At 47.0% G+C, this 18,604-nt stretch carries 15 protein-coding genes; 13 read left to right on the top strand and 2 right to left on the bottom strand.

What is annotated here, in order from left to right:
* Positions 1-71: 71 nt before the first annotated feature.
* The 10 genes from AC4BAP_RS09275 (at position 72) to AC4BAP_RS09230 (ending at position 11,957) form a co-directional block, all read left to right on the top strand.
* Positions 72-1,052 carry a redoxin family protein gene (locus tag AC4BAP_RS09275; RefSeq protein ID WP_490582358.1) on the top strand — a complete coding sequence of 327 codons (981 nt, stop codon included), beginning with the start codon at positions 72-74 and terminating at the stop codon, positions 1,050-1,052.
* A 135-nt stretch (positions 1,053-1,187) separates the two neighbouring features.
* The gene (locus tag AC4BAP_RS09270; RefSeq protein WP_490582357.1) at positions 1,188-1,886 is read left to right on the top strand and encodes a LytR/AlgR family response regulator transcription factor; all 699 of its coding nucleotides are present in this window, start codon (positions 1,188-1,190) and stop codon (positions 1,884-1,886) included.
* A 466-nt stretch (positions 1,887-2,352) separates the two neighbouring features.
* Positions 2,353-3,966, top strand: a complete 1,614-nt coding sequence (gene pyrG / locus AC4BAP_RS09265; protein WP_490582356.1) for a CTP synthase — start codon at positions 2,353-2,355, stop codon at positions 3,964-3,966.
* Between the two features lie 37 nt (positions 3,967-4,003).
* Entirely contained in the window at positions 4,004-5,836 is a 1,833-nt protein-coding gene (gene yidC, locus AC4BAP_RS09260; protein ID WP_490582355.1) for a membrane protein insertase YidC, read from the top strand.
* 103 nt (positions 5,837-5,939) lie between these two features.
* Positions 5,940-6,527, top strand: a complete 588-nt coding sequence (locus tag AC4BAP_RS09255; RefSeq protein WP_490582354.1) for a hypothetical protein — start codon at positions 5,940-5,942, stop codon at positions 6,525-6,527.
* Positions 6,528-6,537: 10 nt separating this feature from the next.
* The gene (locus tag AC4BAP_RS09250) at positions 6,538-7,050 is read left to right on the top strand and encodes a DUF6438 domain-containing protein (RefSeq protein ID WP_490582353.1); all 513 of its coding nucleotides are present in this window, start codon (positions 6,538-6,540) and stop codon (positions 7,048-7,050) included.
* A 97-nt stretch (positions 7,051-7,147) separates the two neighbouring features.
* Positions 7,148-9,589, top strand: a complete 2,442-nt coding sequence (locus tag AC4BAP_RS09245; RefSeq protein ID WP_490582352.1) for an LEA type 2 family protein — start codon at positions 7,148-7,150, stop codon at positions 9,587-9,589.
* A gap of 96 nt (positions 9,590-9,685) precedes the next feature.
* Complete coding sequence (locus AC4BAP_RS09240) at positions 9,686-10,240, top strand: GNAT family N-acetyltransferase (protein ID WP_490582351.1); 555 nt, start codon at positions 9,686-9,688, stop codon at positions 10,238-10,240.
* A 338-nt stretch (positions 10,241-10,578) separates the two neighbouring features.
* On the top strand, positions 10,579-11,037 hold the full coding sequence (locus tag AC4BAP_RS09235) for a YsnF/AvaK domain-containing protein (RefSeq protein ID WP_490582350.1): 459 nt from the start codon (positions 10,579-10,581) through the stop codon (positions 11,035-11,037).
* Between the two features lie 65 nt (positions 11,038-11,102).
* Positions 11,103-11,957, top strand: coding sequence for a YsnF/AvaK domain-containing protein (locus tag AC4BAP_RS09230; protein WP_490582349.1), 855 nt, complete (start codon positions 11,103-11,105; stop codon positions 11,955-11,957).
* A gap of 81 nt (positions 11,958-12,038) precedes the next feature.
* Here the strand turns inward: AC4BAP_RS09230 and AC4BAP_RS09225 are convergent, their stop codons facing one another.
* Entirely contained in the window at positions 12,039-12,872 is an 834-nt protein-coding gene (locus tag AC4BAP_RS09225; protein ID WP_490582348.1) for a hypothetical protein, read from the bottom strand.
* A 202-nt stretch (positions 12,873-13,074) separates the two neighbouring features.
* On the opposite strand from AC4BAP_RS09225, the gene AC4BAP_RS09220 reads away from it, so the two are divergent.
* Positions 13,075-14,721: a beta-N-acetylhexosaminidase gene (locus AC4BAP_RS09220; protein WP_490582347.1), complete on the top strand. Its 1,647-nt coding sequence runs from the start codon at positions 13,075-13,077 to the stop codon at positions 14,719-14,721.
* Positions 14,722-15,390: 669 nt separating this feature from the next.
* On the opposite strand, the gene AC4BAP_RS09215 is transcribed toward AC4BAP_RS09220, so the two are convergent.
* On the bottom strand, positions 15,391-17,043 hold the full coding sequence (locus tag AC4BAP_RS09215) for an ABC transporter substrate-binding protein (protein WP_490582346.1): 1,653 nt from the start codon (positions 17,041-17,043) through the stop codon (positions 15,391-15,393).
* An 83-nt stretch (positions 17,044-17,126) separates the two neighbouring features.
* Between AC4BAP_RS09215 and AC4BAP_RS09210 the strand changes: the two genes are divergently transcribed.
* Together AC4BAP_RS09210 and AC4BAP_RS09205 are read left to right on the top strand one after the other, a co-directional pair.
* Entirely contained in the window at positions 17,127-17,807 is a 681-nt protein-coding gene (locus tag AC4BAP_RS09210) for a metal-dependent hydrolase (protein ID WP_490582345.1), read from the top strand.
* Positions 17,808-17,814: 7 nt separating this feature from the next.
* Positions 17,815-18,597, top strand: a complete 783-nt coding sequence (locus AC4BAP_RS09205) for a ParA family protein (RefSeq protein ID WP_490582344.1) — start codon at positions 17,815-17,817, stop codon at positions 18,595-18,597.
* Positions 18,598-18,604 lie beyond the last annotated feature (7 nt).

The raw sequence follows: 18,604 nt of genomic DNA, 5'->3' as shown, positions 1-18,604 counted from the left end.
AAAGGCTATTGCGGATAAGGCCATACACTCCATATAAATAAAAATAGTGTATAACCTCAACCCAAAAACTCATGAAAAGAAAAGTTGAACTGACAATACTACTGTTACTATATACTTTGTTTGGCTATCTCACGATCAATGAAGATTCGCGATCTAAAATAGTAATGCTACACACATTTTTCTTGTTTTTAAGTGCCGGGGCATTCTTTTTTGGTAACGCCTTTTACCTTATGCCTCTCTTACAGCGAAAAGAAAAAATAAAGTACATTTTACTGAACCTGATCCTCCTGGTGATCTCATACTTTATAGTGGCGCTTCTGAGTTCGGCCTGGATGGCAGACGCAGGTGACTACAAGCTGCAAGCCTCACACCTAATACACTTTGCCTCCATTCAGCAAAACCTTCCGTTTCTGCTTTCCATAATGACTGCATCTGTTTTGTATGCTTACATCAGGCACCTATTCATAATGAAAAAGTATACTTACCTAAAGAAGCTCTCCCTCTATACATCGGCAGCAGTTGTAGTAGCAAGTTTGGCCTTTTACACCAACTATAAGAAGGATGTCAGTTATGAAGGCAATGCAGAGATACAGTTTCTGGTGCAAAAGTATACTAGCCTTGAGGAAATCGTGAGGCTACCTCAGTTCCGAAATAAAGTAGTTTATGTTGACCTGTGGTATAGCTCCTGTAGCCCCTGTATGGAAGAGTTTGAACATACTGCAGAATTTAAGCAGCAATTAAAGGACAAAAATGTAGAGTACCTTTACTTAGGCAGAGAAACAAGTCATCCGAACAGCATACAGAAGTGGAAAAACGTTATCAGAAAGTATAATCTAACTGGCTGGCACTTCTACATGAGCAAACCGATGGCAAGCCAGCTTAGGGAAAAGATTCTGGCAAATCAGAAAAGCAAAAGTCCGGGAGGATATCCACGCTACCTGCTGTTCGATCAAAATAGCAAAGTTGTAACATATGATGCTAAAAAGCCGAGTGAAGGTATAGCTGCAGTAAAAGATATTAAAAGTTTGCTTGGCCAGCCAATCTCTAAATGAAATTAGCTTCATTACTTGCTAATGGCAGCTTTATACTTTGCTTTTCCTGAGGTACATGTTATCTTGATGCTTGCTGCTGTTGGATAGCGGCAAAGTATAACCTGTCACTGGCATTCTGAAACACAAACTCAAACCATGAACTCTAGCCTCAACTGTATAGCTATCGATGATGAACCGCTTGCACTAAGCATTATCCGGAAACATGCCGAAAAAGTGTCTTTTATAAAGTTACGGGCAACATTTGAGAGTGGAACAGAGGCGCTGGCATACTTACAGCAGAACAAAATAGAGCTAATTTTCCTGGACATCAACATGCCCGATTTTAACGGGATTGAGCTTGCAGGAATGGTAGACTCCAGCATAAAAATTGTTTTTACAACTGCCTATCCCGAATATGCTGTTAACGGATTTGAACTTGCGGCCACAGATTACCTGCTAAAGCCTATCGGTTATGCCCGCTTTCTGCAAGCATGCACACGTGTGCAGCAGCAAATTATTAGCTCCCCTACTCAGTTGACACCTACCGCCAACGACCACATCTTCGTAAAAGACGGTTACAGTATGGTTAGGGTAAACTTCAGAGATTTACTGTACGCGCAGGCTGATGATAATTATGTGGTCTTCTACGAAACGGAGAAGAAAACAGTAGCCCGTATGACACTGAAAGAAGCCCTTCTGGAACTACCGGCAGATGATTTTATACGTGTGCACAAATCTTATGTAGTTGCTATATCTAAAATTGAAAAGATAGAGAGGCACCAGGTAATCGTTGGAGGTGCAGCCATACCCGTCTCTCCTACCTACAGGCAGGCTTTGTTAGAAAGTATCGCTTAACAAAAGTTCTAGTATAATCAACATGGCAAATATCTTGCTCAAGTCTTAAGCGATAGCGTGAATTGTGAATTATCAAAAAGGGAAGCCTTTAGGTAAAAAATAAAAAACAAAGACCTCGCGGTGTCTTTATGACCCGCGAGCGTCTAACCTGCCAGCTACAAAGCAACACCCCCGCTTTAGCAAAAGTTTTTCCAACCCAGACGCTCGCAGGACCTCCGGACGCTGCGAGGTCTTAGTCATCAGCATAATGAAAAAGTCGCAAAATATTGCGTCTCTACATCCAAACAACAATCAACTAAAAACTAAAATCGAACAACAAATAACCAACAACGAATAACGATATTAAGCCAAATTCCGCTTGAATTTTAAGAAAGATATACTAAGGCCGAAGTATAACTCGCATCGTTTTTCAGGAAATTCAAAAATTAAAGCCTACCTTTGTAGCCCATATAGTTAAACCTAACTTATGGCTACTAAATATATTTTCGTTACCGGTGGTGTAACATCCTCCCTCGGAAAAGGTATCATTTCCGCATCTCTTGCTAAGTTGCTGCAGGCAAGAGGCTTCTCTGTAACCATCCAAAAATTCGACCCTTACATCAACATCGACCCAGGCACGCTGAACCCGTATGAGCACGGCGAATGCTATGTGACGGAAGACGGTGCTGAAACAGACCTGGATCTGGGGCATTATGAGCGTTTCCTGAACGTGCCTACCTCCCAGGCAAATAACGTAACTACTGGCCGCATTTATTACCATGTAATTATGCAGGAGCGTGAGGGTGCTTATTTGGGTAAGACGGTGCAGGTAATTCCGCACATTACAGACGAGATCAAGCGCCGCATGCTGCTTTTAGGCGAGTCCGGGGAGTACGACATTGTGATAACGGAAATTGGTGGCTGTGTGGGTGACATTGAGTCGCTGCCGTTTATTGAGGCAGTGCGTCAGTTGCGATGGGAACTGGGCGTGAACGAGACCTGCGTGATTCATTTAACGTTGGTGCCATACTTAAAGGCTGCCGGCGAGCTAAAAACCAAGCCAACGCAACACTCCGTGCGCGACCTTTCGGAGGCAGGTGTGCAGCCGGATATATTGGTTTGCCGCTCAGAGCACCACATCTCGACAGACCTGCGCAAGAAAATCGCACTGTTCTGTAACGTGAAGCAGAACTCCGTGATCGAGTCGCTGGACGCTGAGACGATCTACGATGTGCCGCTACTGATGCGCAAGGAAAAGCTGGATGAGCGTGTGATCAGCAAACTGAAGCTGCCACAGAAAAATGAGCCGAACCTGGATAGCTGGAAAGAATTCCTGGGAAAACTTAAAAATCCTACCTCAGAGGTAAATATTGCCCTGGTGGGTAAGTATGTGGAGTTACCGGATGCTTATAAATCTATTGTAGAGGCTTTTGTGCACGCTGGCTCTGCCAACGAGTGCAAGGTAAATATTAAGTGGTTCCAGTCTGAGAATATCTCTGACGAGAACGTAGCAGGTCTGTTGAAAGACATGGACGGTGTGCTGGTAGCCCCTGGCTTTGGGGAGCGTGGCTTTAAAGGCAAACTCGAGGCCATTCGCTTTGTACGCGAGAACAACATTCCGTTCATGGGTATTTGCCTGGGCATGCAGTGCGCCGCCGTTGAATTTGCCCGCAATGTGCTTGGTTTAGAGGGTGCTGCGTCTACGGAAATGGAGCCGGAAACACCACACCCGATCATCGATATGATGGAGGATCAAAAACAAATCACGCAAATGGGTGGAACTATGCGATTAGGTGCCTATACTTGTGAACTAAAAAAGGGCTCAAAAGCTTATTCTATTTACGGGAAGTCCAAGATTTCGGAGCGCCACAGACATCGTTACGAGTTCAATAACAAGTACTTACAGGCTTTTGAGGAGGCCGGCATGATGGCGACAGGCGTTAATCCGGATACCGGACTGGTAGAGATCATTGAGTTGCAGAACCACCCGTGGTTCGTGGCGGCGCAATATCACCCGGAATTGAAAAGTACCGTACTGAACCCGCACCCGCTTTTTGTAAAATTTGTGAAAGCGGCCAATAACTATGCTAAAACTAAATAAGCACAATACACAACACAACAATTTAGAATTACAGTAAATGGATAGAAATCAAGCGATTGGCTTTGGATTGATTGCAGTGCTGCTGCTGGCTTACTCCTTCTTCTTTTCCGGAACGGACAAGCAGGCTGAGCAGCAGGCAGTACAGGAAAAAGCCAAGATAGAGCAGGTGCAAAGTATAGCAGCTGTTGCCGAAGACGACTCACTGGCTCAGGCTCGCAGAGCATCGGCTCTGGGTGCTTTTGGCGCTGCCGCAACCGGTGAGGAGAGCACTGTTACCCTGGAGAATCAGAACATTGTAGTTTCTTTCTCTTCAAAAGGTGGCCAGGTAGAAGAGGTCCTGCTAAAGAACTACAAGACTTACAATGGTCAGCCGCTATACTTGTTCGATAAGGAAAGCAGCGAAACGGATGTTACCTTCTCAACTAAAAGTGGTAAAACTGTAAAGCTGACTGATCTATACTTCACCCCTTCTGAAGTGCGTGACGTAACCATCGGCGAGGTTCCTGGTAAGGCGATCTCGTTCAGGGCTGAAATCGGCAATGGCCAGTACATTGAGCAGGTTTATACGTTGTTCGATGAAAGCTTTAACATGCGTTACGAGCTTGATTTCAAAGGTCTTGAGAATGAACTTGCCGGCAATGCGGTAACGTATAGCTGGAACGATAAAGTGAAGCAGCTGGAGCGCGACCTGAAGCAAAACCGCGCCAAGACCACCATCAACTATGCTACTGTTGAGGATGGTTACGACAAGCTGTCTATTTCAGACGATAAGGAAGCTGTAACTGTAGAAGAACCTTTAAAGTGGATCGCCAACAAGCAGAACTTCTTTACGGCAGGTATCATTGCAGACAAGCAGTTTGCTGGTGCCAAGCTTACTTCTGAAGTTGACCAGGCTGATACCACAGTGGTAAAGGCGCTTTCTTCTGAAGTGCTGATCCCGACTGAGGATGTGGTTTCTGGCAATGCAGACTTCATGTACTACTTCGGACCAAACGATTACAAGATCCTGAAGAACATTGGTTACGACTTCGACAAGAACCTTGACCTGGGTTGGGGTATCTTCTCGTGGGTAAACAAGTGGCTGATCATTCCGGCCTTCGACTTCCTGGAGAACTACATCGGCAACTACGGTATCATCATTATCCTGCTGGTATTATACATCAAAACCATCCTGTTGCCGCTTACTTACAAGTCGTATACATCGATGGCGAAGATGAAGGTGCTGAAGCCTGAGATCGATGCCATTAAGGAGCGTAACGACGGCGACATGCAGAAAACGCAGATGGAGACGATGAAGCTGTACCAGGAAATGGGCGTGAACCCGCTGAGCGGCTGTATCCCGATGCTGTTGCAGATCCCGATCCTGTTCGCGATGTTCAACTTCTTCCCGAACTCCATTGAGCTGCGCCAGGAGGCATTCCTGTGGGCTAACGACCTTTCAACCTACGATGTGTTTGCCAAACTGCCATTCACGATTCCGTTCTATGGCGACCACGTAAGTATGTTCACATTGCTGATGACAGCCTCTACCATACTTTATACCTGGTCTAACAACCAGATCAACTCTTCGATGCAGGGCCCGATGAAGTTCTACAGCTACCTGATGCCAGTTATCTTCATGTTCGTACTGAACTCCTTCCCTGCCGGTCTGTCGTTCTATTACTTTGTTTCTAACATGGTAACGTTCGGTCAGCAGGCTATCATCCGTAAGTTTGTGGATGAGGGCAAGGTAAGAGCAAAACTGGAGGCCAACAAAGACAGGATCAAAGAGAAAAAGAAATCTGGCGGTCCTTCGTTTACAGAGCGTATGCAGGAAGCCATGCGCCAGGCCGCTGAAAAAGAGCAGCAGAAACGCAAGGCTAAGAAATAAGCCTTTCTGCAAAGTATAAAAAAAGCCTTTCCGACTCCGGAAGGGCTTTTTTTATGGCTATACTTGCCGCAAAGCCGTATGAGGAAGTATAAAATCAAGAACCATGAAACCGACCAAACTATACTTCCTGGCTTTGGCATTAGCATGTATGGCATGCCAGCAGGAACGCGAGAATGCCCAGGAAGGCAGCCTTGCCGAAACACACCCTAAACTGGAAAAACAACTGGAGAACCGTTCTGTGTCTGAGCCGATCACAGAAGGCCGCAACCCGGAGCTATACCAGCGCTACCAGATCACTATGGAAAAGTACCAGAAAAGCGGCAATTATGATGTGGGCAATATGTACAGAGGCAGACTGGCCCCGCTCGATGAGAAAAGCCACACCGAGGCTGGCAGGTTCAGAACTGCACTGAACGAAGGACTAAAACAAGGTGTGAATTTCGCAGGAAAGTATACGGTTGTTACCGTAGGGTGTGGCACCGCCTGTCAGCAGCACTTTGTTGTGGACCGTGAAACCGGAAAAGTGCTTGATATGGTACAGAGCAGCCTGGGCGCAAAGTATAACCCGGAAAGCCGTTTGTTTGTCGTTAATCCCCCCGACTCTACCGTAAACTACCAGGAGTGTACCTACTGCGCCCCGGAAGCCTATGTATTCGAGAACGGCAAATTCAGGAAGGTACAGGCAAAGTAAGTTGGCAAAAGTGAAACGGATACTTCTATTTAACATAACAAGGCAACTGGGTGCGGTCATACTTATTTGGGTAAGTATACTTGTGGCCAGCTGTGCCGGAAGTGCCGCTTGCCAAAGCAACAGTAGTCAGCCGGCACTTCCTTTGCTGCAGTTCCAGAAAGCTCCCTGCTATGGCACCTGCCCTGCTTACGAGGCCAACATCATGCAAAACGGAAGTATAACACTTGTTTCCTGGGGAAATATATCTGTGCCTGAGAACGACACCGTGCAGCTTTGCATGCCTGAACAAACATTGCAGCAACTTAGATCGGATCTGGCAGCCTTAAATTATACTTCGCTGCAGGACGCCTACCTTACCCAATGGACAGACTGGCCCAGCACCTACCTGACTTTCTATGAAAATGGAAAGGCCGTGAAAAAGGTAAAGCACCAGCAAGGTGGTCCGGAAGCCCTGCAGGCCTTTCAGAAAAGCTTGCATGACACCATTATGGCGCTGCTGCAGGACAAGCAAAAGAAACATTAAGCCATCGCTCCAAAAGCGGCCATTTTAAACAGCATAGCTGTGAATTGCGTTTATCAAACAAACGCAAAGAACAATGTCCGGGAAAAAATCAAGTTGCTTGATAGTTATTGGCATACTCCTGCTGGCTCTTATTGGTGTAGTGGTTTATTATGTTGTTACAAAGAAGTACTACCCAAAAGTAGAAGGTGTGGAGTACATCAACCTGGACCTGGCCAAAGACACTGCCCAGGTCAAATCAGGGGTCAACATCAAAAACAGGCTGCCGCTCCCTATTTCTCTCGACAGTATATTTTATGTATTCAGGGACAAGCAGGACACGCTTGGCTGGGGGCAAATGACCACCGACCACACGCTCCCGATACTGGGAAGCCAGGTAGTAGACTTTAAGATGCTGCTGGACTTTGAGAAATACCGGGCGCACATCAGAAACCAGCAAGGCAAAGACAGTCTTGATATTGATGCGGCTTTGGATATTTTCTTTGACCTGCCCCTGATCAGCCCAAAAAGTATAACCATCAACAAAAAATTAACCGTACCTGTCACTAAATCGCCTGAAATGCAGGTTCGTGACATAAAGGTGAGGGATTTTAGTGTAGAAGACGGCTATTCTTTGTTGCTACGGATAGATGCCTCCAACAAAGACCTGCCCGGCCTCGAGATCCATGACTTCAAGTATAACATCACCCTGGGAGATACCCTGTATATTGCCGGACAGGTAGACTCTGCTTTTACAGTCGGGAAAGGCAGCAGATTGCTCGAGATCCCTTTAGAGCTCTCAACCTCAGATGCCATTTCACTGATACAGAAAAAACTGTCCGGTGACAAAAACTGGAAATACGACGCTACTATAGAGGCCCAGATCCAGAGCCAACACCCGCTTTTCGACTCTTTCAGCTTACAGGTTGAGAAGTCTGGTGAACTGGATATTGGCGGCATGGGTGGCGGCGGGAATTACTTACCAAAACTGAAGCGGGTCAATCGCCTGGATGTGGACTCTAATGAGGAAAAGACCCGGATAAAAGCAAATGTGGTGGTGCACAACCCCTCTCCTTTTCCATTTTACATAGACAGCGCCTCATACTTTGTAAAGTATAAGAATAAAGTGATTGCCCGTGGCAAACGCAACTTCGAGAAAGTGCTTCCTAAAAACGGCGACCAGGCCCTGACATTGGAACTGCTGATAGATGAAAGCGCTTATCAGAACTTTATGAAACAGGTGCAGGGCCAGGAAAAAGTGCCATTGGAAATAGAACTAAACCTGCTCTACAACCTGCCCAACACTAGCAAAACACAAAGTATATCGCTGAAGCGGCAAGTGCAGGTTCCGGTGCCCGGACAGGCCGGCATGCAGGTTACAGGCCTGGAGGTGCGCGAGCTTGATCCTGAAAAAGGGGCTTACCTGGGCCTTAAGTTGAAAGTAAACAGCTCTAACCTACCCGACCTGCAAATACGCCAGTTGGATTACAGACTGCAACTAAGCGATGGCATTTTGTTGCAAGGGCAAACTAAAGACCCTATCAAAATTACCGGGGCGTCAGAAGAAATTGAGGTACCGATCAGGTTATCGGCGGAAGATGTGAAGCAATTGGTGCGCAAAGCCATACAAGGAAGCACTGATTGGAAGTATGATCTGAAGGCCACGGCACACATAACGAGCAGCAATAAGATCTTAGGCTCTACAAAAATTAACCTGGAATTTACCGGCGTGCTGGAAATGGCCAAAGGCATGGGTGGCAAGAAACTTATGCCGCACATCACCAAAATAGACTCGATCAATGTTACGATACACTATGACACCGCCTGGGTTGATTTGAATGTACAGGTAAAGAACCCATTGCCCGTGCAGATACATGTGGACAGCCTTGCAATTAAAATATCGCACTCCGATAGTGTGATAGCCCTTGGAAGGAATGAGGTAAACAAAATATTGCCACCTGAAGGCACACAGTCCGGATGGTTACAGATTAAAGTAAACTATGGCCTGTGGCGCAGCTTGTTAAAGGCTAATCAGGAAAAGGACAGCATCAGCATTAAAGAGGAATTCATGCTGGCATTTAGCATCGGGGATTTGGGGCAGCAACGGGTGCCGTTCTCTAACCAGGTAAATTTACCGACACCTAAAGCGCCTGTCACAGAACTCCGGAAGCTTAAACTGCGCGGCTTTGGCTTTAGAAAAGGCATCGTGTTCAATGCGCTGGTACAGGTGCAGAACGCAAACTCAAAAGGCTTAGAGGTAAGCGATATAACCTATAACCTGTGTGCCGAAAATCTGCTGGACGCCTGCGGCACTATCAACCGCACCTACGACATTCCACTTGGGCAAAGTATAGTTAAGGTACCGATCAGCTTAAGTATAGGCGAGGTGTTCAGGGCATTCTTCGCAAAGCTGTTTAGCGGCAAAAAAGAACGAAACTTATACTTGGATGGCTCTGCCACAGTTAAAACCGCAAACCCTATCATACAGAATACAAACGTGAAATTTGAGAAGTGGGAGAAAACCAAAATGTTTGGCCGGAAAAAGGCACAAACCAGTAATTAAAATGGCAAATACGGCAAGAGAACAAAAAGTTAAACCACACAGCCATTCCGGTTATACTTGAGGTTTGTATATTGCACCAGAGATTTGCTGTACACGATGGTAACCTACACATTAGCCCAAACCTCCCAGGACCTGCAACAGATTCTGGACCTGCAGGCACTCAACTGCGAAACTAGCCTTACTCCTGACGAGGTGGCCGACCAGGGCTTCCTGACGGCACAGCACACGCTGGCTTTGCTGGAAGAAATGAACCAGAAGTATAAGCATGTGATCGCGAAAAAAGATGGGCAGGTAATAGGTTATGCACTGGTCATGCTAAAAGAATTCTCTGAAATGCTGCCTGTTTTAACCCCACTTATAAAGGTGGTGGAAGAGCTTAGCTACAAAGAGATTCCGCTAAATACAGCCACTTACTTTATCATGGGCCAGATATGTGTGGCAAAAGAGTACAGGGGCCAACAGGTATTTGCCGGTTTGTACCAGCACCTAAGGGAGCAGATGCAGCCATACTTCGATTATGTGGTTACGGGTGTCGCACAGCGCAACACGCGCTCCGTACATGCCCATTACAAAGTCGGTTTTGAGTCAATCCTGAAATTCGGCTCTGAGCCTGGTGAGAAATGGGACATTATACTTTGGGATTGGCACTAGTTTGCCCCAAGTATTAACCTGTTACTGTTGCACCAGCAAATCCTTTCCAAACATTTATTTCTGATCTTAAGCTGGCAACAGGCATACTTTTCCAAAGCACGCTGAGAATACTCATATCATTTACTCTTTCCCTGCAACTGTCCTGATTTTGTTTCGCTTAAAAGTTTGCAGGGTTCACAGCAACATAGCGTATCCTCACCAAAACAACTTTCTTTAATTGAATTATTCAAAGTATAGCTTATACAATGTTTTAACTCAACGCCTGCCTGGTCGTAAAAAATAATAGATACCTCATCAAAAAACCTTGGTAAAGGTATATTACTATATGCAAATCAATAATGAATTCAAAGTATAATAAAGATAAAATACAAGAACACTCAGACAACAAAAACTACCGGCAAAGCACAGAAGCAGACTTACAGCATAACGAAGAAACCAGTACGGTTCCCGTTGTAGAGGAACAGCTAAATGTTGATATCCGGACAGTTGAGACCGGCAAGGTTCAGATTACCAAGCAAGTGCACGAAGAGGACGTAACCGTTGATGTTCCGTTGTTGCAGGAGGACATTGAAGTGCGCCGCGTAAGCAAGAACCTCCCTGTAGAAACCCCTCCCGAAGTTCGCCATGAGGGCGACACTATGATCATACCTGTGCTAAAGGAAGAACTGGTGGTTCAGAAAAAACTGGTGCTGGTAGAGGAGATCCATGTTACCAGGCGCAGTACCGAAAAGCACCAGCCACAGCAGGTAAGCCTCAGAAAAGAGGAAATAAAGATCAACAGATCCGAAAACAGATAAAAAGATTATACAACAGGCATGAAAATCATGCTTTATACTTTTGACAATTTAACCAAACTAATACTATGAAACAGACAGTGATAGGAATTTTCGATTATGGCGTTGATGCGCAGATGGCAGCACAAGAGCTTGAAAAGAACGGCATTCCTGGAAAAAATATAGACATCGCGGTAAGAGGCGCCAAAGACAAAACAAGCGCCCAAGCACAACAGAGGCCAAGTCCATCGCAACCGAACATGGGCGGACCTACCAACCAGGTAACCACCGACCAGCGAAGAGACAATGATTTCTTTAATTCGCTTTTCGACAGCAGGGAGGAATCGAGCAAATACTACGAGGTGGCCAAGCACGGCTCTATTGTAACAGTGCACACCGAATCGCAGGATCAGGCCAAGAAAGCAGCCCAGTTACTGGATAAGTGCGGAGCCATTGACGTGAATGAACGTGCTGCCCAGTACCGTGGCTTATCAAGCTCCGAAAAAGGTAAGTGGACCAATTCAGGCCAGTCTATACCTGTGGTAGAGGAAAAAATGCAGGTAGGCAAGCGTGAGGTGGAAACCGGCGGTGTGCAACTGAAAAGCAGGATCATTGAGCGTCCGGTTGAGGAAAAGCTGCGCCTGCGTGAAGAGCATGTGCACGTTGAAAGAAGACCGGTAAACAGACCTGCCAGCGATAAAGACCTTGCCAGCTTTAAAGAAGGCGAGATTACCATGACCGAGCATGCCGAAAAGCCAATCGTGAACAAGGAAGCCCGCGTGGTGGAGGAAGTCAGGTTAGGCAAAGAGGTGGAGCAGCGTGAAGAAACCATACGCGGCACAGAGCGCAAAACAGACGTTGAGATAAACAAACTTGATCCTAACGCATCAAAGAACAAACCAGGTCCGGGCAATCAGCCAAATGAGCCGGGCAAACGGTTCTAAACATACCAGGTAAAGCGAAAAGGGCAGCAAATATTTGCTGCCCTTTTTATATTAAGTCGTCACATTGCCTGGATTGCGGTATTACCTGTATTCATAGCCATCCAGGTGTGGCTGCACGTGCGGGTATACTTCCAGTTTGGTCTGGCGCTGCACCGGGTATCCTTTATCGTTGAAAGTATAAGCATACATCTCTTTGCCAGTGCCCGGGTCCCGGTAGCCAGGATTATTCTGGAACAACTGCACACCTGGCAGGAAGAACATGCTGTTGGCGATAAATGCCTCCGGGTGCTGGCGGTTGTCGAAATTGCCAAACGTGATCACAGAAGGCTGGCCCAGGTCCTCTACCCTATTGCTGGCAGACCATGCAGTGGTAAGCTTTACCAGGTTTCCGGCTGGGCTGTACTCATAATTTACCACATTCAAACGCCCCTGATCACTGGTAGCGTAACTTAACTGCGTTTGCTTTACCAACAGGTCACCGTTATACTCAAATGTATAATGGTAGTTCACTTTGTTCTCACCATAGTATGATTTGGCTTCTACCACTTTATCACCTGCATAAGTATAAAGCATGTAGTTATTGCCGCCTTTGTAGTTCAGGCGCACCGGCTTGTTTCCTTCATAAACTACAGTATATCCGTCATTTTCGGTGTAGGTGTACCCTACCTCTATCAAACGCTGCTGTGCATCATAAGAAAAGGTACGTGCGCCAATTCTGGTAATCTGCGTACCAGTGCCGTTCTGTGGAGTACTGGCCGGTGGCGTGGTTCCTGGCGTAGCAGGTGTGCTGCCCGGTGTGGTGCTTTGCCCTGGCTGCGTTATTTCAGAGCCAGGCAGGATGTCTTCTTTTTCACAGGAAGACAGCATAACAGTCAGGCCCAGGGCCGCTGTTACGAAAAGATACTTCTTTTTCATAGGTTTTATTTTGGTAATAATTAGGTTTAGCTAGCATGTAACAGTGCCGCAACACAAGCTGCAAGTCCCTGTTTGATAGCAAGACAGGCAGGGTGGTAAAAGCGTTGCCCTGGAAAAATATTTTTTTTCTAAATTCTTAAAAGACAACCAGATTCAATTGTATGGGTTAATTACTTTAATTTTGAAGGAAATAATTTAAACTATGAAAAAGACCTCTCTCCGGCTGATGCTGGCTGTTGCCATGCTCACCGTTTACCATACTTGCATTGCACAGGCCGCCCTGAACCTCGTGCCCAAACCGCAGCAGGTTGTTGTACTAAACCAGAAGCGTACCGAGATAGACCATAAAACCGTGATCCTGTACGACAAGGCCTTTGCTGCGCAGGCAGTGTACCTGAAGGAATTGCTGCTAACACAGACTGGGCAAAACTTAAGTATAGCACCATTAGACAAAAGTCAGAGAACCAAAAGCGCCATTATTCTCCAGCACGACCCTGTAGCCGCCAACCGAAAGGAAATGTATGTTTTAGAGGCCGGTAACGGCACTGTTACACTGAAAGCGCAGGATATAAACGGGATCGTTTATGCCATACAGACATTCATGCAGTTGGTGCCGCTCGAAAAAGAAAAGGATTTTCATATTGAGCCAGTTAAAATTGTGGATTATCCGCAGTTTTCGTACCGGGGCATGCACCTGGATGTAGTGCGCCATACTTTCCCGCTGGAGTTCATTAAAAAGTATATCGATTACCTGGCTTTTCATAAGTTCAACACCTTCCACTGGCACCTGACCGACGACCAGGGCTGGCGCATCGAGATCAAAAGCTACCCAAAGCTAAACTCCATCGGCTCATGGCGCGACTCCACCCTGATCGGGCACTTCTTTGACAAACCCGTAAAGTATAACCCCGAACGCTACGGCGGTTTCTTTACACAGGAAGAGGTAAAGGAAGTGATAAAGTATGCACAGGTGCGCGGTATCACCATCATTCCAGAAATCGATATTCCGGGGCACAGCCGCGCCACCATAGCCGCTTACCCTGAATTTAGCACCCACCCCGACACCACCTGGAACGTGGCTTATACCTGGGGCATGTACAATCGTCAAAACAACGTACTGGCTCCACGACCTGAGACTTTCAAGTTTCTGAAAACGGTGTTTGAAGAAGTAGCCAATCTGTTCCCGTCACCCTACATCCACATCGGCGGCGACGAAACAAGTAAGAAATGGTGGAAAGCAAGTCCGCAGGCGCAGACCTTTATAAAACAGCACAACCTGAAGGATGAAAAAGGCTTGCAGACATACTTTGTAAAGCAGGTGGCGGATTACCTGGCCCAAAAGAACAAGAATATTGTTGGCTGGCACGAGATACTGGAAGGCAAACTGGATACAACGGCTATTATCATGAACTGGGCCGATGATAAAAAAGGTGTTGAAGCCGCCATGCTGCACCACCCTGTGATCATGACGCCCATGAACCCGCTATACTTTAACCTGTACCAGTCCAAATCGAAGGCGGACAGTTTGCAGATACCCGGCTACAACCCGCTTGATGCTGTGTACAACTACAACCCTATACCTGCTGTATTACAAGGGAAACCGGAAGCAAAGTATATCCTGGGCGCCCAGGGCAATGTCTGGACAGAGTACATCCCGACAGTTGAGCAGGTGGAATACATGATCTTCCCGAGAATGACGGCCCTGAGTGAGGCGCTTTGGACCAACCCCAAACAAAAGAACTTCGAAGACTTTAAGCGCAGGCTGGAGACCACAGTGATCCCAAGGTATAACTACTGGGATGCCAACTACTTTAAAGACTACCAGAAATGGACATTGAAAAATAAATAACTCTAGTTGCGGTTAACCCACCTCTAAATAAACCTGCGCTTGCTAGCTCAAAACGCTCATTTTAGCTAAGCCAGAAGCGGGGAACGTTGCTCGTGCACGAAATCCCCTCTTGAGCTACGATTAGGACACACGTTCTTATTCGCTGTTATTCCTGCCGCGAGTTTTCAACTCGTGGTAGATAGGAATTTTATACTTGTGTCCTAAGCGTAGCCCCTCTTGAGAGTGGTGCAGGGGTGTGTTTACACCCAATGCCGTCAATTTAAGGGGGAAGCTCTTTCGGACTTCTTAGTCCGGAAGCTTTCTGCCGGGGATTTCCTAATCCCCAAATTACTGTAATGTACGGACTAGGAAGTCCGCAGCAGAAAAAGATCTGGACAAGGATGTCCGAATCAGCAGTAAGGGAAGGTTAAATTCCCCTCTGGGGGTAGGGGCCCTCTTCTAAGAGAGGGGTGCAGGGGTGTGTTTACACCTGCATGGTTTATCATACATCACAACTTGTATCAGATAAAGTATAAAGCAGCAGCGGCCGTAAATTTATACTTCCGGCCGCTGCTGCTTTATACTTTACTTTCATTCCCAACCATGTGTGAAATATGAAATATTCCGGGGCTATGATATAATCCAGATTTCTCCCGAAGGTCGAAATGACAGAAGTGATTCATTTATACTTTACAGCTTCTGCACCCTTTCCAGATTCAGGGTATTCATCGGGTTGGCTTTAAGGCCTTTGATATTGTTCTGTGTCAGTCGGATAACTTCATCGTAAAACAGCACGATCACAGGGCTTTCTTCCACCACAATTCTGTCCATCTGGTGGTACAGGTCCCAGCGTTTCTGCACATCACGCTCCAGTTTGGCTCTTTCGTACAGGCGGTCAAACTCGGCGCTTTTGAAATGGGTTTTGTTAGGGCCTGCCGGTGAGAAGTTCTTACTGTAAAACAGCGACAGGTAGTTCTCTGCATCCGGGTAATCGCCCAGCCACGACTTCATAAAGAAAGCAGCGCGTCCGTTATCCACCATCTCCTGGTGCGCAGGTGCCTGGTTAATGTCGATCTGTACCCTGGCCCCTATCTCTGCCCACTTCTTCTGCATGTACTCGGCCAGTTCTTTGTGTTCTGCCACCGTACTCAGGCGCATTTGCAGCGGCTTTTGCGCAGTATAACCGACTGCCTGCAGCAGGTCACGGGCCTTCTGTGGGTCATAGCTATAGCCCGGCACAGCCTCTTCGCTAAACGATGGCAGCGATGGCGGCACCATGCCCGAATGCCCCGGTATCCCCAGGTTATTGCGGAAATATGCGATCATCTCCTTTTTATTTATGGCATAGTTCAGGGCCTGGCGCACACGTTTGTCTGATGCAGGATTTGGCTCTTTCAGATTGGCCGGGTCCAGTTGGAAGCCAATGTACTCGGTGTTCAGGTAGGGTACCTTCTGTACCGTAAACTTATCTTTAAACTCTTCCTGTATCGTTCCGTCATTATTCAGAATCATATCCCGGGAGCCTTCTTTTATACCTGACAGGAAATCCAGTTTACCCTGCATAAAGGTCAGGAACTCCGATTTCTTGTCAGTGATAAACGAAACCTGCACCGCATCCAGGTAAGGAAGCTGTTTGCCCTGCTCGTCTTTTTTCCAGTAGCGTGGGTTCTTGTGCATCACAATGGCGTTGCCCTCATCCCAAAGCTTAAACTGGAAAGGTCCCGTACCCACTGGGTTTGCCCTGAAGTCTTTGCCATACTTCTCTACCGCCTCGCGGGGTACTACAAAGGCATAAGGCATCGTTAGTATTTCCAGGAAGGCAATGAATGGTTCGTTGAGGTATACTTTGAAAGTGGAGTCATTTACAGCCAGGAATGCCGTGTCGGAAATGGCTCCCGAAGCATCCGTTAAAACCTTGTCGTTGAACACCCAGGCACCAGTGCTGGCCGTTGCCGGGTCTACAATGCGCTCAAAGCTATACTCAAAATCCTTAGCAGTTACCTTGCGCCCTTTACCGCCTTTAAAAACCTCGTTATCATGAAAGTATACATCATCTCTTAAATGGAAAGTATAAGCACGGCCATCCTCCGACACCACCCAGCTTTTGGCTATGGCAGGCCCGGTTTTAAGTTCCTGATCCAGCTCCACAAGGCCGTTATACAGCTGGGTGGTGGCCCAGATGTTGGCCTGGTTTCGGGCAAAGGCAGGGTCCAGGGAGGTAAGTGCCTCGGGTTGGTTATAGTGGAAAACCTTCTTGCCGGACGCATCTTTTTCGGCCTCGGAGCACGAGAAAAATGTTAGTAAAACGGTGGATAAAAAAAGGCTGAGAGTTCTGATTTGCATCAATCTTTATGGCTAAAAAAATGTATCTTTGTGCAAGTTTAAGGTATCTTGCGTTAGTAAATAAGCACTAAATTAATCAGATTATGAAAATAACGTACTACGGACAATCTTGCTTCTTATTCGAAATCGGAGAAAACCGCGTTTTATTCGACCCGTTCATCTCCCCTAACGAGCTGGCCTCAAGTATAAACGTAGACGATATAAAGGCTGATTACATCCTGCTGTCGCATGGCCACCAGGACCACGTGCATGACGCAGAGCAGATAGCCAGGAACAATAACAGTACCATTGTAGCCGCTTTCGAAATCACGAGCTGGTATGGCGAAAAGGGCATCGAGAAGGTGCACCCGATGAATGTCGGAGGCAAAGTTACCCTGCCGTTCGGTACGGTAAAGATGGTGACTGCCGTGCACTCCAGCACTTTGCCGGATGGAGCAAATGGCGGACCTGCGGCAGGCTTTGTGGTAGAAACCGAGGGCAAGACGTTCTACTACGCCGGCGACACCGCCCTTACCTACGACATGAAGCTTATACCAGAGCAGTTTGACGTAGATTTTGCCCTGCTGCCAATCGGCGATAACTTTACCATGGACATACACGATGCCATGATCGCCGCCGATTTTGTGCAGGTGGATAAAGTGATCGGCATGCATTACGATACCTTCCCTTACATCCAGATAGACCACGAGGAAGTGCAGGAAGTAGCCAAGATGGCCGATAAAGAACTTATTTTGATGGAAATAGGTCAGACAATTAACCTATAGTTTTAGAATGGGAAAAATTATTGCAGTTGCAAACCAGAAAGGTGGCGTGGGCAAGACCACAACGGCCATTAACCTTGCCGCCAGTTTAGCAGCTTTAGAGTATAAAACACTTCTAGTAGACGCAGACCCGCAGGCTAATGCCACGTCGGGCCTTGGCTTCGACCCTGCCACCATCACCACCAGCATTTACGAGTGCATGGTAGAGGATGTAAAGGTAGAAGACATCATCCTACAGTCGCCAAACATCGAGTACCTGGACCTTATCCCGTCGCACATCGACCTGGTAGGTGCCGAGGTAGAGATGATCGATGTGCCCAACCGTGAGGAGAAAATGCGTGAGGCACTTAAGCCATTGAAAGACAAGTATGATTACATCATCATCGACTGCTCTCCGTCGCTTGGTCTTATCACGGTAAACTCGCTTACAGCCGCCGATTCTGTGGTGATACCGGTGCAGTGCGAGTATTTTGCCTTGGAGGGTTTGGGTAAGCTCCTGAACACGATCAAGATCATACAATCGCGTCTGAACACGGAACTGGCCATTGAGGGCATTCTGTTAACGATGTATGACGTGCGCCTGCGCCTGAGCAACCAGGTGGTGGAAGAGGTGAAAACGCACTTCCAGCAAATGGTTTTCGACACGATAATACCTAGAAACGTGAAGTTGAGCGAATCGCCTAGCTTTGGTATACCGGCCCTGCTGCACGATGCAGAAAGCAAAGGCGCCCTGAGTTACCTGAACCTGGCACGCGAGATTGCAGAGAAGAACAGCGTCGTGCTGGCGAAATAACACATTA

The sequence above is a fragment of the Pontibacter sp. GD7 genome (assembly GCF_058216375.1).
Note: the sequence above shows the minus strand (reverse complement) of the source record. Positions and strands in the feature narration are given on the sequence as shown.